General features: G+C 69.6%; 12 protein-coding genes. 7 read left to right on the top strand and 5 right to left on the bottom strand.

The genetic code is table 11. The features are described 5' to 3' along the window. Positions 1-84: 84 nt before the first annotated feature. The 3 genes from LTV02_RS17115 to LTV02_RS17105 form a co-directional block, all read right to left on the bottom strand. Positions 85-1848: a sigma-54-dependent Fis family transcriptional regulator gene (locus tag LTV02_RS17115; RefSeq protein WP_233040943.1), complete on the bottom strand. Its 1764-nt coding sequence runs from the start codon at positions 1846-1848 to the stop codon at positions 85-87. Between the two features lie 380 nt (positions 1849-2228). Then, the gene (locus LTV02_RS39255) at positions 2229-3416 is read right to left on the bottom strand and encodes a PucR family transcriptional regulator (protein WP_269821632.1); all 1188 of its coding nucleotides are present in this window, start codon (positions 3414-3416) and stop codon (positions 2229-2231) included. Beyond that, positions 3413-4612, bottom strand: coding sequence for a PucR family transcriptional regulator (locus tag LTV02_RS17105; protein WP_233040942.1), 1200 nt, complete (start codon positions 4610-4612; stop codon positions 3413-3415). The genes LTV02_RS39255 and LTV02_RS17105 overlap by 4 nt, the downstream gene beginning before the upstream one ends. A gap of 166 nt (positions 4613-4778) precedes the next feature. Between LTV02_RS17105 and LTV02_RS17100 the strand changes: the two genes are divergently transcribed. From LTV02_RS17100 to LTV02_RS17070, 7 genes are all read left to right on the top strand, one after another. Beyond that, on the top strand, positions 4779-6581 hold the full coding sequence (locus LTV02_RS17100; protein WP_233040941.1) for an AMP-dependent synthetase/ligase: 1803 nt from the start codon (positions 4779-4781) through the stop codon (positions 6579-6581). 215 nt (positions 6582-6796) lie between these two features. Beyond that, the gene (locus tag LTV02_RS17095) at positions 6797-8773 is read left to right on the top strand and encodes a thiamine pyrophosphate-binding protein (protein WP_233040940.1); all 1977 of its coding nucleotides are present in this window, start codon (positions 6797-6799) and stop codon (positions 8771-8773) included. Continuing rightward, entirely contained in the window at positions 8770-9429 is a 660-nt protein-coding gene (locus tag LTV02_RS17090) for an SRPBCC family protein (protein WP_408639372.1), read from the top strand. The genes LTV02_RS17095 and LTV02_RS17090 overlap by 4 nt, the downstream gene beginning before the upstream one ends. Positions 9430-9431: 2 nt before the next feature. Further along, the gene (locus LTV02_RS17085; protein WP_233040939.1) at positions 9432-10442 is read left to right on the top strand and encodes a 3-oxoacyl-ACP synthase III family protein; all 1011 of its coding nucleotides are present in this window, start codon (positions 9432-9434) and stop codon (positions 10440-10442) included. Between the two features lie 17 nt (positions 10443-10459). Further along, positions 10460-11467, top strand: a complete 1008-nt coding sequence (locus tag LTV02_RS17080) for a pyridoxal phosphate-dependent aminotransferase (protein ID WP_233040938.1) — start codon at positions 10460-10462, stop codon at positions 11465-11467. A 142-nt stretch (positions 11468-11609) separates the two neighbouring features. After that, positions 11610-12005, top strand: coding sequence for a MarR family winged helix-turn-helix transcriptional regulator (locus tag LTV02_RS17075; RefSeq protein ID WP_067714447.1), 396 nt, complete (start codon positions 11610-11612; stop codon positions 12003-12005). Between the two features lie 120 nt (positions 12006-12125). After that, the gene (locus LTV02_RS17070; protein ID WP_233040937.1) at positions 12126-13142 is read left to right on the top strand and encodes an alpha/beta hydrolase; all 1017 of its coding nucleotides are present in this window, start codon (positions 12126-12128) and stop codon (positions 13140-13142) included. 76 nt (positions 13143-13218) lie between these two features. Here LTV02_RS17070 and LTV02_RS17065 read toward each other — a convergent pair whose 3' ends face one another. Both LTV02_RS17065 and LTV02_RS17060 read right to left on the bottom strand, forming a co-directional pair. Then, positions 13219-14226: a poly(ethylene terephthalate) hydrolase family protein gene (locus LTV02_RS17065; RefSeq protein ID WP_233040936.1), complete on the bottom strand. Its 1008-nt coding sequence runs from the start codon at positions 14224-14226 to the stop codon at positions 13219-13221. Between the two features lie 32 nt (positions 14227-14258). Beyond that, the gene (locus LTV02_RS17060) at positions 14259-15659 is read right to left on the bottom strand and encodes a serine hydrolase domain-containing protein (RefSeq protein ID WP_233040935.1); all 1401 of its coding nucleotides are present in this window, start codon (positions 15657-15659) and stop codon (positions 14259-14261) included. Positions 15660-15748: the final 89 nt, after the last annotated feature.

Raw genomic sequence — 15748 nt, 5'->3', positions numbered from 1 at the left:
TCCATAGAGTGCTCCGACAAGGCCCGTTTCAGAGTACGGCACACTTTCGGCAATCGCGCCGGGTCGATCGAAACGAGACCCGGCTCAGCGGATCGGCTTGATGCCGTACAGCTCGATCTTGCGATAGAGCGAGGAGCGCGCGATCCCCAGCTGCTGGGCCGCGCGATGCCGGTTGCCGCCGGTCTGGGTCAGCGCCCGCACGATGGCCGAGCGTTCGGCCGCCTCCAATTGCGACAGGGTGCGCCGGCCGGTGACGAAGCAGGTCTCGGGCAGATCGGCGCGGCGCAGTGCACCGGCCGGGCGGCGGGTCAGCGCGGTGTGCAGGGCATCGCGCAACTCGGCGATATTGCCCGGCCAATCGTGACCGAACAGCACCCGCATGGCGTCGGGCGCGCACGCCACCTCCCGTCGCGGGGCCAGCGTGCGCAGCAGGTGCGGGACCAGCTGGGTCAGATCGTCGAGGCGATGCCGCAGCGCGGGCACCGTCACCGAATGCCCGAAATGCCGCAGCACTTCCTCCGATCGGGCGCGTTCGGCCTCGGCGTCGGTGGTCACCGTCGCCACCAGCCAATGCTTGCCGTGATCGGTGCCGTGCAGCCGCGCCGCCAGCGCCGGAGCGTGCCGCGGATCGAGCTCGTCGACATGCGCCAGCACGATGGTGGCCGGTTCGCTGCCCGGCCATTGCCGGTCGAACCGTGGTGCGCCGGAGCGGCATTCGATGATCACCAGCGGGCGGGTCGGATACACCCGCCGGTGCGCGGCGGTGATCAGGGTGAGCTTGCCGGTGCCGGATTCGCCGTGCACCACCACCGGCCGGTTGGCGCGCGCGGCCTCGAGCACTTCCGCCCCGGCCGCCCGCCAGATCGGCGAGACGCCCGGAAGTTCGGGAATGCCAACGGTTCTGGCGGGGCGGCGTTCGGCGCGCGGCTGCGGCACGGCCAGATCCACCTGCAACACCACCCCGGCCACCTCCGCGCCCGCGAGCACCGTGCTGGCCTGCACCCGCGCGGTCCGGCCGGTGGGCAGATCCACCAGCACCTCGGTACCCTCACGCGCCCCGGCCAATTCGACGGCGACCTCGCGCAGGCGGCCCCGATCGTGCGCGCTCAGTTCGGCGTCCGCGCGCGCGTCGGTCATGAACACGTCCCCGCCCAGCGCCACCACCGGCCCGCGCCCGGCGCGCGCCACCCGCAGGAATCGATCCAGCACCGCCTGCTGGCGCAAGGATCCTGTGGCCCGCAATTCGGCTTCGATATGCCGGGCCGCCTCCCGGATCAGCACCGGCATCAAAGGATTCGCGTCCTGCGCCAGGCAGCTCAGATCCAGCACGCCCTGCACCGCACCGGTCAGCGGATCGCGCACCGGCGCGCCCGCGCACGCGAACACCGTGATGTTCTCCGCGAAATGCTCGGGGCCCTGGATGAACACGGGTTTGCCGGCCGCCAGCGCGGTGCCGACGCCGTTGGTGCCCACCGAATCCTCGCTGTAGACGAACCCGGGCGCGAAGTACACCTCGTCGAACAGCTCACTCAGGAACCGCTGATTGTCGCGCCGCACCAGTACCCGCGAGCGTTGATCGGTGAGTGCGATGGTGACCGGCAATTCCGCCAATTCCGTTTGCAGGCGCTCGATCACGGGTACCGCGCAGTTCACGAAACGCGTGGTCAGGTCCAGTTCACCCTGATATCCGCGATCCAGCACGTTCACCAGATCGCTGACCCCCGCGTCGAGCGAGCGCCGCCAGGAGGCCAGCACCAGACCCGAGACCGCGCCGGGCCGCACTTCACCATCGGTGACGAACGAGTCTCGCGCCCGCTCGACGCGGACGACCTCATCACCCGGGTCCACCGCACTCCTAAAAGCATCGGATCATCCACGAAAGGCCGGCCGCGCCGCCATGCTCGGATTGTCCGCAGCCACCCGGCCCGCCGTCAAGGCGTAACTGTCCCAAAGTAGGACAGCGAATCCATCGCGCACTGTGGAAACTGATTACACCGACGGCAGATCCGGCCGTGGCGCGAGCAAGCAGACGGTGCGCCACGGCAAGCCGTTCGGCGGATCTGCCCCGGACCGTGGCGACAACGGCGTCGCCCCGCGATTCCCCGCCCAAGGTCGCGGCCCGGTCCGGGGCAGCGTTACGCCACGGGAAATCGCCCCCCGAAGGCGAACCGGCCCCGTTCGCCGCGAGCGGGGCCGGTTGTCGTGTCCGCCCCCGGTGACCGGTGGGCTCAGCGGATGCGCAGCGTGCGGTAGGCCTGTAAGGCCAGATACAGTTCGGCGGATTCGGCCGGGGCGGTGCAGCGGCGGCCGGTGAGGTCGGCGATGCGGTTGAGGCGGAAGCGGACCGTATTGCGGTGGCAGAACAGGGTTTCCGCCACGGCCGCCACCTCGCCGTCGGAGGCGAACCAGGCGGTCATGGTGTCCAGCAAGCTGTCGCGGTCGTGCTCGGGGAGCGCCAGCAGCGGGCCGAGCACCCGGTCCGCCAGGGCCGCGGCCAGTTCGGGCGCGTCGGCCAGCAGCACCGGGACCAGGGCCTGTTCGTAGCGGGTGACGCGGGTGGTCTCGCATCGCGCGGCGGCGCAAGCCGATTCGGCCTGGCGCAGCGCCGCCGGGGTCGCATCCAGGCCGTCGTAGACGGTGCTCACGCCGGTCGGACCGGTGACGCGCGCGGTCAGCACGCTGACCAGGCGCTCGACCGTGAAACCGTCGGTGACCGCGACGATGCCGAGCTGACAGTCCGCGCGCACCTGCCAGGCCGAGCGCACGCCCAGCGCGGACAGCGCCTCGCCGATACCCGGAAGCGCTTCCGCCGCAGCCGATTCCGATGCGGCCGCGATCACCGCGTACCGGCCCTGGCGCGGCAGCCGCAGCAGGTCCGCGTACTCGGCGAGCCGGGGCGGGTCGCCGTCACCGGCCAGCAGCGCGTCCAGCGCCGCCTCCCGCACCCGCGCGTCCCGCCGCTGCAGCTCGCTCTCGACCTCGCGATACCCGAGGGTGAGCGCCTCGGAATAGTCGTCGATCAGCTGCCACACGTCCGAGGCTAGCCGCAGCAGCGCGCGCTCGTCCCCGGGATTCTCGTTCGCGTAGGTCAGCGCCCGCTCCCAGGTGACCCGCGCGCCGATGCGATAGGACCGCAGCGCCACCGCCAGCGGAATGCGCTGCTGCGCCCGCAGCCGCCCGTTCGTCCGCGCCACCTCGATGCCCGCGTCCGGATCCCCGGCCAGATGCGACAGCAGCGCGACCAGATGCTGACGGTTGTTGTGCCGCAGGCCCTCCGGCGTGGCCCGTTCCGGATACGCCGGTTCCGCCGCCTCGATCGCGGCCGCCACCTCGGCCACCAGGCCGTCGATATCGGCGAGCAGTGCGCGTCCGGCCGCGGCGATGAAGGCGTTGCTGGACGCGGACCGGTAGCTCATGCGCCGCGCTGCTGATCGGAGCGCCGGGTGCGGTAGGCGTGCGCGGCCAGGAACAGTTCGGCGGATTCGGCCGGTGCCGAGAAACGGCGGCCGGTGAGATCGGTGATCCGGTTCAGCCGGAACCGCACCGTATTGCGATGGCAGAACAGCGCCGCCGCGACCGCCGCCACCTCGCCTTCGGAGGCGAACCACGCGGACATGGTGTCCAGCAAGGTGGTCCGATCGTGCTCGGGCAGCTCCAGCAAGGAACCCAGCACCCGTTGGGTGAGGGCGTCGGCGATCTCCGGCGCGCCCGCGAGCAGCACCGGAATCAGCGCCTGGTCGTAGCGCACCACCCGGCCGGACCCCGAAGGTGCGGTGGCACAAGCCAATTCGGCCTGCCGGAGCGCGGCCGGGGTATCGGCGAGCGTGCCGTAGGCGCAGCTGATGCCGACCGGGCCACCGGCCCGCTCACCCAGCAGCCCGGCCAGCCGGTCCAGCGTGAAACTCTCGGTGACCGCCACGATGCCGAGCTGGGTGTCCGCCCGCACCCGCCACGCCGACCGCACGCCCAGCGCGGTCAAAGTCTCGCCCACCCCCGGAAGCGGTTCGGCCGCGGTCGTTTCCGACGCCGCCGCCACCACCGCGAACCCGCCCTGCAGCGGCAGTCGCACGATATCGGCGTACTCGCGCAGGTCCGCCCCGTCCGCCCGCCCGGTCAGCAGGGCGTCCAGCGCCGCGTCCCGCAGCCGGCTGTCGCGCCGCTGGATCTCGCTCAGCACCTCCTGATAACCCAGCGTCATGGCCTGCGAATAATCGTCGACCAGCTGCCACACCTCGGACGCGGTCGCCAGCAGCGCCCGCCCCGCGCCGAGTTCGTCCCCGGTCAGCGCCATGGCCCGATCCCAGGTGACCCGGGCCGCGATCCGGTAGGTGCGCAGGATCGCGGGCAGCGGCACGCCTTCTTGCGCGCTCCGCCGCCCGGTCGCCCGCGCGATCGGCAGCCCGGTATCGGTTCCACCCGCCAGATAGGTCAGCACCGCGGTCAGCTGCCGCCGATTGTTCTCGCGCAACCGCTTGTAGTTGAAGCTGGTCAGCCATACCGGTTCCACCGCGCCGACGGCATCGGCCACCGCGTCCGAGAGCGCGTCGATATCGGCGAGCAGCAGCCCGCTGATCCGCGCGACGGCGGGGGACACGGCGGGACGGGCGGACACGAAACCAGATGCTAGCGGGCCTCGCGCACCGCCGTGATTGTGCATGCGCACAATCCGCGCTGGGCCCCGGTCCATTGTGACCTGGCCCTCATCCCGACACGATAGTCAGCTGACCGACCGGACTATGTCGTCCGGCACTGTTCGCCGAGGATCGTAGAGGAACTGCATGGGAACCACTGTCGCCGCCGCCCGGGAGCTGGCGGTGCCCGCGTCCTACACCATCGCGCAGGACGCGGCGCTGTCGGATCTCGTCACCGGAAACGCCCGTGACTGGCCGGAATTCGTGGTCTTCCAGGTGCCGGCGGCCGACGGCTGGACCGATATCACCGCCGCGCGGTTCGCGGGCGAGGTGGCCGCGGTGGCCAAGGGGCTCATCGCCTCCGGCATCGAGGCGGGGGACCGGGTGGCCATCATGTCCGGCACCCGCTACGAGTGGGCGCTGCTGGACTACGCGGTGTGGGCGGCGGGCGCGTGCACGGTGGCGATCTACGACAGCTCGGCCGCCGATCAGGCCGAATGGATTCTCGCCGACTCCGGCACCAAACTGGTCGTGGTCGAGCATCTCGCGCACGCGCGCACCCTGGCCACCGTGCAGGCGCCGGAACTGCGGGAGCTGCTGCGCTTCGACGGCGACGCCATCGGTGAACTGACCCGGCGCGGCGCGGACGTCGACGACGCGGAGCTGCAGGCGCGGCGCGCCACCGTCACCGCGGACTCGCCCGCGACGCTCATCTACACCTCCGGCACCACCGGGCGGCCCAAGGGCGTGGTGCTCACCCATCGCAATCTGCTCGCCGAGGCCACCGCCGGACAGCTCGCGCTCACCGATGCCATGGTGGCGGGCGGGCGCACCCTGATGTTCCTGCCGCTGGCGCACGTCTTCGCGCGCGCCATCTCGGTGGCGGCGCTGGCCTCGCGGGTGACGGTCGCGCACTCCAGCGACTGGTCCACGCTGCCACAGCAATTCGCGGCCTATCGGCCCGATTTCATTCTCGCCGTGCCGCGGGTGTTCGAGAAGGTCTACAACGGGGCCAAGCAGCGCGCCCACGACGGCGGCAAGGGCCGGATCTTCGATGCCGCCGCCGACACCGCCATCGCGTGGAGTCAGGCGCAGGAGAACGGCGGCGCGGGACTGCTGCTGAACCTCAAGCACGCGCTGTTCGATCGGCTCGTCTACGGGAAACTCCGTGCGGCACTGGGCGGTAAGTGTGAGCGCGCGGTGTCCGGCGGCGGACCGCTCGGGGCGCGGCTCGGGCACTTCTACCGGGGCGCGGGCATTCCGGTCTACGAGGGGTACGGGCTCACCGAGACCAGCGCGGCCATCACCGTCAACACCCCCGCCGAGATCCGGGTGGGCACGGTCGGCAAACCCATTCAGGGACACGCGGTCCGGATCGCCGACGACGGTGAAGTGCTGCTGCGCGGACCGGTGGTGTTCGGCGGGTACTGGCACAATGACGCCGCCACCGCGGAGGCGTTCACGCAGGACTGGTTCCACACCGGCGATCTCGGCGCGCTCGACGCCGACGGCTATCTGACGATCACCGGGCGCAAGAAGGAGATCCTGGTGACCGCGGCCGGCAAGAACGTCTCGCCCGCCCAGCTCGAGGATTCGCTGCGCGCGCATCCGCTGATCAGCCAGTGCATGGCGGTCGGTGACGCGCAGCCGTTCGTGGGCGCGCTCATCACCCTCGATCCCGAAGCGCTGCCCGGCTGGCTGGCCCGCCACGACCTGGACGGTGCGCTGCCGCTGGCGCAGGTGATCGAATTGCCCGCGCTGCGTGCCGAACTCGAGACCGCCATCGCCGAGACCAATGCGAAGGTCTCGAAGGCGGAGGGCATCAAGAAGTTCCGGGTGCTGAGCGTCGACTGGACCCAGGAGGGCGGCGAACTGACCCCGAAGATGTCGCTCAAGCGCGCGGTGGTGGCGCAGAAGTACGCCGCCGAGATCGCCGCGCTCTACAGCTGAGCAACGAATCGAACTCTGGGGACGGCTGCTTCGTATAACCCGTAACCCAGATGGTTCGTCCGGGCGTCGCCGCGACCCGGACCCCACGGCCCCACCGGCCCGCGCCGGTGGGGCCGTCGTGCACTCGAAACCCTTTGCGCGGCAAATTATTTCGTGGTGCGGTGTGACGTGGCACACATTGTCTGAGTCAGTTCGGGGTAGTTACATTGTGGGCGATGTATCGCTCACGATCAATCTCAGCGCCGACCGCCGAACCCGCCGCGCGGCCGGACCTTCCGACCGTCGCCGACCTGATCGTCACCCGCCTCGCCGCCCGCACCACTCACGTCTTCGGCGTCGGCGGGGCCAATATCGAAGACCTCTACGACGCTCTGCACCGCACCACCCACCCCATCACCGGCATCGTCGCCAAACACGAATTCGGCGCCGCCACCATGGCGGACGGCTACTTCCGCGCCACCGGCCGCCTCGGCGTCGTAGCCGCCACCTCCGGCGGCGGCGCCATGAATCTCCTTGCCGGACTGACCGAGTCCTACGACTCCCGCATTCCCGTCCTGGCCCTCATCGGCCAGCCGCCCCTGACCCTGGAAGGCCGCGGCGCGTTCCAGGACACCAGCGGCGGCCCCGGCCTCCTCGACGCCGAACGCATCTTCGCGGCGGTAGCCCGCCACTGCGAGAAAGTCGTCGAGCCGGCCGAAATCGACGCCGCCCTGGACCGCGCCCTCGCCGCCGCCGTGGCGGGAGGCCCCGCAGTTCTGTTGCTACCCAAGGATATTCAGTCCGCCACTGCCCAGCCGCGACCAGCGGGGCGCGGGGCGGATGCCGTCCGGTCGCCCTTCGGTGGAGCCGCGAACGGTGCCACCTCGACCGCCAACCGAGACCCCTCGTCCGGTCACGCCGCCGCCGCTGCGTCCGGCGTCGTGGCGGAGACCGGCGTTGCCGCACACGATTCGGCGCGTGCGGATGCCGATGCCGCCGCGCGAGCGGTCGGTTCGCTGCTGGCGGCGGTGCGGGGGCCCGTGGTGCTCATCGCGGGGCCGGAGGTGGGGCGGGCCGGTGCGCGGGCGGAACTCGCGCGGCTGGCGGGGGTGCTGGATGCCACGGTGCTGGTGACGCCGGATGCCAAAGACGCTTTCCCGAACCGGGATTCGCGATTCGGGGGCATCACCGGCATCATGGGGCATCCGCACGTGCCTGAGCTGGTGGGGCGGGCCGCCGTCTGCGTGCTGGTCGGCGCGACGCTGCCGATGACCGCGCGGGCCGGGCTGGACGAGCCGCTGCTCGCGTGCGCTCGCGTGGTGAGCGTCGGTGGTGAATCACCTTATGCGCGAGCGGATGTGCAGGTGCCCGGTGAATTGCGTGCGCGGCTGCAAGACCTGCTGGGGCAATTGCCTGAAGCCGCCGGTCGTTCCGAAGCGCTCGCATCCCGTCGGGCCGACGGGCTCGAACCTCGTCATTCCGGCGGGTTGCCGGCCGGAATGCGGGAACCGGGGGTGGATCCCGGTCGACAGCACGTCGGGACGACGGAAGCGGTGGCTCTGCCCGGGATGACGGACCCGGGCAGGTCGCCCGGGGTGGCGTTGCCGGAGTTGGTGGTTCCTCCCGCGACCGGGCCCGGGGTTCGGTATCGCGAGGCGGTGCTGGCGCTGCGGGAGCGGCTGGAGCCGGGGACGACCGTGGTCGCCGATGCCGGGAATACCGGTGCGGCCGTGGTGCATTACCTGCCGGTGCCCGAGGACGGGCGGTTCCTGATCGCGCTCGGGATGGGCGGGATGGGGTACGCGTTCGGGGCCGGTATCGGGGCGGCCCTGGGGCGAGGACGGCGCAGCGTCGTGATCGCCGGGGACGGTGCGTATTTCATGCACGGGCACGAGGTGCACACGGCCGTGGAGTATCACGTGCCGGTGACGTTCGTGGTGTTCAACAACAACGCGCACGCCATGTGCGTGACGCGTGAACAGCTCTATTACTCGGGGGAGTACACCTACAACCGGTTCGGGCAGGCGCGGATCGGGGCCGCGATGGCCGCCATGTTCCCGCAGCTGCCCGTTTTCACCGCGAGCACGCTCGAAGAGTTCGAACGCGCGCTCGACGAATCCCGTACCACCTCCGGGCCCGCCTTCATCGAATTGCGTTGCGATCCCGATGAGATTCCGCCCTTCGCCCCCTTCCTGAAGGAGTTGTCCGCATGACCGAAGCCGCCCGCATCGCCCCCGTCGAAGTACCCGACGTCGGAGTGCCCGGGGTGTACCGCATCGAGACCCTCGCCATGAAGGAGGGGATGCCGATGGTGCTGGACATGACGCGCGCGGTGTACCCGCACGACGAGATCTTCGGCGACTACTGCACCGTTCACGAGTACGTGGCCGCGCCGCCGGACGAGGTGTACGAATACCTGGCCGACACCCGCAGCCTGTGCGAATGGACCTACAGCATGCGGGGATTCGAGCGCACCGGCGAACCGGACCTGTGGGTGTCGGACGACCGCATCGGCTCGCACACCCGCATCTACACCCGCACCGTCGCCAATCCGCAGGCACGGACGGTGGATTACCACTGTTCCTGGGATCAGGGCGAACACCTCTGGATGATCTACCTGATGCGCGTGGTGGACGCGCAGCTGGTGCTGAACAAGCCGGGTTCGGTGATCACCTGGACCAACTGCCGCCATCCGTTCTACGAGGACAACGGCTACCCCGAAACGGCCCCCGCCGACCGCCCGGTGTGGGTGGGCGACTTCTGGCACCTCTTCGCCGCCGGGCACCTGCTGGAACTGCGCAATCTCAAGGCCATCTGCGAGCATCGCCACGCCGCCGGCCAGCCCATCAAGCCGGAATGGATGAACTGACCATGAGCACCGTGAGCCTCCTCGACGTCGCCGGGTATCTGCCCGAGAACATCGTCTCCGCCGACTATTTCGCCCAGCATGCCGACCCTGACGATGTGACCGGCAACGTCATGTTCAAGGCCCCCAAGTTCCGCCGCCATATCGCTCCCGGCGAATCCGTCGCCGATATGGCCGAACGCGCCGTCGCCCCGATCCTGGCGCGGCAGGGCCGGGAAGTGCTGCGCGACATCGACATTCTGATCGTGCACACCCAGCTGCCCGAGACCGGCATCGTCGGCAACGGCGGCGAGGTGGCGGCGCGGCTGGGCATCAATCCGGAATGGTTGATCGACCTGCACAACGGCGGCTGCGCGGCCTTCGTGCACGGGATGAAACTGGCCCGACAGCTGCTGGCGAGCACCGACGCCAAATCCGCGCTCATCGTGACCGTACAGAACTGCGCCGGACAGGTTTTCACCCAGGAACAGGTGCGCGGCAAACCCCAAGCCGCCATTCCCGGCGACGGCGCGGGCGCGGGACTGCTGGTGAAATCCGGGGATTCGCCGATCCTCGATATCGAGACCCGGCACCTGCCGCAGTACGCCGGCCAGATGACGGTGCTGGCCGACCCGCCGCGCAAGTACTGGGAGGCCGGCCCCGGCCAGATGCACGTCGGCTTCACCGAATCCAAGATCGTGCGGGTGCTGGCGCGCGGCAATCGCATCGTGCCCGAGGTGGCGCAGGCGGTGTGCACCCGGATCGGCGTTCCCGCAACCGATCTCGATCTGCTGGTCACCAATCAGCCCAATCGCGCCTTCCTGCGCAACTGGCGCGACGCCCTGCAACTGCCCGCCGACAAGCACCCCGACACCTTCGACGATTGCGGAAACCTGTTCGCCGCGGGCATTCCCGTCACCTTCGACCGCGCCGTGGACGAGGGCCGGGTGCCCGCCGGATCGCTGGTCATGTTCGCGGGCTTCGCGCACGCCGGTGACTTCGCCGCCGCGGCCGCGGTGCGCTGGGGCGGACGCTGAACGGATCGGAACCGAGCATGACGCACACCATCGAGCTCGGGCATCGGCTCGGGCTCAACGAGAACCCTTACGGCCCATTGCCGTCCGTGCACGCGGCCCTCGAACGCGCGCTGGTGGCCGCCAACCGCTACCCGGAATTCCGGCCCGGCCGCCTGCCCCGCCTGATCGCCGAGCGGATCGGCGTCGCCCCGGACCGCGTGGTGGTGGGTGCGGGCGCGACGGGCGTGTTCATGACCCTGCTGCAGGAATTCGTCCGCCCCGGCGACGAAGTCGTCATGGCCACCCCGACTTTCGAGGGTTTCCCCATGCTCACCGAAATGGTGGGCGGCCGCGCGGTTGCGGTGCCGCTCACCCCCGGCGGCTGCCAGGACCTGCGCGCCATGGCCGCTGCGGTGGGCGCGCGCACCCGCCTGGTGGTGATCTGCAATCCGCACAATCCGACCGGCACCCGCCTCGATCCGGGCGCGCTGTCGGATTTCCTGGCGGCTCTCGATCCGGCCGTGACCGCGGTGCTGGACGAGGCGTACCTGGAGTTCGTCCCGCACGGCGAGCGCCTGGCCACCCTGGACCTGCTCGACCGGCATCCGAATCTGGTGGTGGTGCGGACCTTCTCGAAGGCGTTCGGGCTGGCCGCGTTGCGCATCGGCTACGCGGTCGGCCTGCCGGTCACCATGGGCCGGATGGCGCACCGGCAGGTGCCGTTCGCCATGCACGCGCTCGCCGAGGTCGGGGTGCGCGCCTGTTACGACGCCGCGGACGAGCTCACCGCGCGGGTGGAGGCCATTCGCGCCGAGAGCGCCCGGCTCGGCGCGGGACTGCGGGCCCTCGGGCTGCCGGTGCCGATCAGCTCCGCCAACTTCGCGTTTGTCTTCACCCCTGACCAAGCGGTCGGATTCGGCTTGCGGAACGCCTTCGCCGAGGCGGGCATCCAGGTCAAGGATTATGCGGAGGGCATCCGGGTCACCGTCGGCGACGACGCGGCCACCACCGCCGTCCTCACCGCGGTACGGACCGCGATCCCGTAATGCGTACCCTGTGACAATGGACGCTCGACCACATACCGGGTCCGAAGCCGGTGGGCACCCGGCCTCGGACGCGGACGTGGATCACGAATTGCTATCTCTCAGCACCCAGCTGTGCTTCGCCCTGTACAGCACCTCCCGGGCCATGACCGCCGCGTACCGCCCGCACCTGGACGCCATGGACGTCACCTATCCGCAGTATCTGGCACTGCTGGCGCTGTGGGAGTTTCCCGGCATCACCATGAAGGAGCTCGGCGAGCACCTGCGCCTGGACTACGGCACGGTCTCGCCGATCATCGCGCGCCTGCAGGCCCGCGGTCTGGTGGACAGCGTGCGCAGCGAAACCGATCGCCGCACCGTGCATCTGCGCGCCACCGCCGCCGGCCGGGAATTGCAGCGCCGCGCCCAGGACATGATCGAGTCGACCATGGACGCGGTCGGCTATCCGATCGAGACTTTGATCGATCTGCGCGACCGGATCAACGAGCTCGGCGACCGCTTGGCGCAGGTTTCGCCCGCGCCCCTGCCTCCCATGTCTTGACACGGGGCACTCCCATTTGAAAGACATTGTCGAGTAACACGTTTGCCTCGGCGAAAGACATAGCGACGGGGAACGGCTCGACCGCGGGCTGAGCGAGCCCGGCACAAAAGGGAGTATTAGGTGCGTTATCGAGTACCGGCGCGAAAGTCCGCCGCCGGGCGGACCGCCGCTGTCGCGGCCGCCATCGCCTTGGCGGTGGGCCTGACCGTGGGCAACACGTCGGCGGAACCGCAGAAGCCCGCGTCCATCACCGCCAATACCAAGGACGGGCGCAACTGGCATCTGAAGGTGTATTCGGCGGCCATGGACAAGGAGATCCTGGTCGATGTGCAGCGGCCGGCCGACGAATCCAAATCCGCGCCGAATCTCTGGATGCTCAACGGCCTGGACGGCGGTGAGGGCACCGCGAACTGGAAGGCCCGCACCAATGCCCTGGAATGGCTGGCCGACAAGCAGGTCAATGTCATCCAGCCGATCGGCGGTCTCGGCAGTTACTACACCGACTGGGAGAAGCCGGACCCGAAGCTGGGCCTGAACAAGTGGAAGACGTTCTTCACCGAGGAACTGCCGCCGCTGCTGGACAAGGAACTCAAGTCCACCGGGCTCAATGCCCTCGCCGGGCTCTCGACCTCCGGCACCTCGGTGCTGCAGCTGGCCGAGGCCAAGCCGGGCCTGTGGAAGACCGTCGCCGCCTACAGCGGCTGCGCGCAGATCGCCGATCCGGCCGGTCAGCGCTTCCTCAAGCTGGCCACCGAGACCTGGGCGGGCGGCAATACCGAGAACATGTACGGCCCGGCGGATTCCCCGCTGTGGGCGGCCAATGATCCGGTCGTGAACGCCGAGAAGCTGCGCGGCACCCAGCTCTACATCTCCAGCGGCAGCGGTCTGCCGCTGTTGGAGGACGTGCAGTACTACCTCGACAACGCGCCCGGCGTCACCGGCGCCATCAACCTGAGCCTCGGCGTCATCATCGAGGCCGCGGTGAACGGCTGCACCCATAACCTGCAGTCCAAGCTGGATTCGCTGAACATTCCGGCGACCTACCAGTTCAATCCGGTCGGCACCCACTACTGGCCGTACTGGGAAGAGGCGCTGCACAAGTCGTGGCCGATGCTGGCCAGCGGCATGGGGATCTGACGGTCTTCCGAAACCTCGAAAATCAGCGCTCACCGGAATTCGGTGGGCGCTGATTTCTTTTGCCGTGCGCTCGCGGTCAGTTCAAGGCGTTCGCCTGCGCATTGCGTTCGACGCTGAAGAACGTCTTGTCGGCCGGCAGTTGCCAATCCGCGCCGACGAAATAGTGTTTGGCGGTCTCGTCACCGAAGGCCAGGTATTTCAGCCAGGCCACGCTCGTGCCCGCGGCCCGGTAGTTCTCGGGGGCGTCGACCGGTGAGAAATGGGTGACGCCGCGCGCATTGGCGATCCAGGACGGGGCGTTGAACATGAGGTTGTACTGCCACCAGCGCACCCAGGCGAAATCGGGGACGACGATATCGTTGTAGCCGGTGAGGAACAGGGTGGGGACGCCGATCAGCGCGCCCACCGCCAGCGGTCCGGGTTCGATGGCCAGCACGCCCGCGATGCGCAGCGACGGATCGATGAGCGCGGCGATGGCGGGGTAGAGGGTGCCCGCTTGCAGCGACGCCTGCCCGCCGCCGGAGTGTCCCGCGAAGAAGGTGCGGCTCAGGTCGATCCGGTCGTGCAGCGGCGAGGCGGCGTCGCGATCGGCGAGGATAGCCACGGCCAGGCCCAGGGTCGGCACATCCACCGTGGAGTTGAAGAAGTCGTAGGGGATGACCACGACGAACCCGTGGCTGGCGTACAGCCGGGCCAGCTGATCGTAATTGCCGGGCACGGACAGGATGCCGCCCGTCAGCACCACCAGGGGAGCCTCCGGCAGGTCGGCGATATCGGCCGGGTAGTAGGTGTTGACGCCGATCGGCGATTCCAGTCCGCCCGGAAACGCTTGCGTGCATTGCAATTCCGAGGCGTTGCCGAACACGGTGACGGTGATGTGGGCGATCATGCCGTACACCGACTGCTGGCACGGATTCGTGGTGACCGGCGTCGCCACCCGATGGGGTCCCGGTGTGGCGTACAGGCTTTGGGCGGTGGCGGCGGGCGCGGGTTCGTCGGCGTACGCCGACGTGGGCGCCGCGCACGCCGCGAAGGCCAGCAGCCCCACGGCCGCAGCGGTTTTCAGAGTGGTGAACGTCCTCATCGTCGAGGGCCTCCCCTTGTCGTTCGAATTGTTCAGCGCGGCGTATTGCCGAGCCCTTGCGCTGCGGCGAGCACCTGGCCGCCGACATCGAGCAGCAGCTCGAAAACATCCACCGGCACCGGTTTCCCGTTGCACCACAGCAGATTGCAGCCGGTCGAGGCGTACGGTCCGACGCCCAGCAGGATCTGCGCGGCGTTCACCGGATCGATCAGCCGGGCGAGTTCGCTGAGATCCTTGGCCAGCGGCTTGCTCGGCGCCGGATACCGGTAGGGATCGTCGTAGGGTTCGCCGGGCACATCGGTGACCGCGGCGGACAGGCGGCGGAACAGTTCCTTGTTGTCCGGGTTGGAGGTTCCGGTCAGCAGCGCCTGCAGATTATTGATCTCGATCTTGGCGGGCACACCGAGCCGCACGATCACCAGATCGCGGCTGGGCACCACCACCACGAACTGCCCGAGCGCGCCGGAGAAGGCGTAGGTGTCGCGCGGGGAACCGGTGAACACCGAATGCTCGTACAGGGTCGCGGTCGGCACATCGACACCGCGATAGGTGTCACCGGCATTGAGCCACATGAGGAATCCGTACCCGGCATTGGCCGGGCTCGGAGTGGTGGCCTCGCGCAGGTAGCCCGCGTCGATCAGCTGCTGTCCCCGCCAGGAACCGTTGTGCAGCATCAGGGTTCCGATGCGGGCCAGATCCGCCGGGCGCATGGCCAGCCCGCCGTTGACCGCGGTATTGCCGCTGCGGTCGCGCAACCAGATCCAGTTCTCGCGATCGATTCCCAACGGGCCCATGAGTTCTCGCTGCACGAACTCCTGATAGTCGAGCCCGGTGCTGATCTCGATGATCTTCGGCAGCAGCGCCAGCACCGACTGCGCGTACTGGAAGGTGGTGCCCGGCTCGTACTCCGCGGGGGAGGCGAGGCTCTGCAGCACCTCGTCGGTCTGGATGCCCGCGATGTCGGCGGGCCAGCTGAAGTGCAGGCCGGTGGACTGCGTGAGCACCTGGCGCACGGTGAGATTCGCGTGCGCGGCATCGGCCTGCGGGAAGAACCTGATGAGGGGATCGTCCACGCCGAAGTAGCCGAGCGTGACCGCGCGCCCGACCGCCAGCGACGCCACCCCCTTGCTGGCGCTGGCCAGGGGCAGCGGCAGATTCGCGGTCGGGGTGCGGTCGCCGATCAGGCAGCCGTGCCGGTACACCTGCACCGCGTAGCCGCCCGCGCGCTGCCCGAAATCCAGGGCATCGGTCACCGCCGCCGCGTCCATGCCGGCCGCGCCCGCGTCCCGGCGTTCGAAGGCCTTGCCCGCCTCCGGTTCCGCGCACGCCCCGCTGTCCGCGGGCTCGGCCGGGGCGGGGGCCGCGGTCAGGGACAGGGCCGCGAAGGCGGCGATACCGAGCGCCGCTGCCCGGCTCGTGCGATGCAAACGCATGGACTTCAAACCCCTCGGCGGGGCCGGTCGATCGGCCCGGTAGCTAACTGAGACTGTGTGGTGTCACATACCGTAGCCGGTGGTGACCG

Origin of the sequence: Nocardia yamanashiensis, from assembly GCF_021183565.1 — a bacterium.
Classification (GTDB): domain Bacteria; phylum Actinomycetota; class Actinomycetes; order Mycobacteriales; family Mycobacteriaceae; genus Nocardia; species Nocardia yamanashiensis.
Note: the sequence above shows the minus strand (reverse complement) of the source record. Positions and strands in the feature narration are given on the sequence as shown.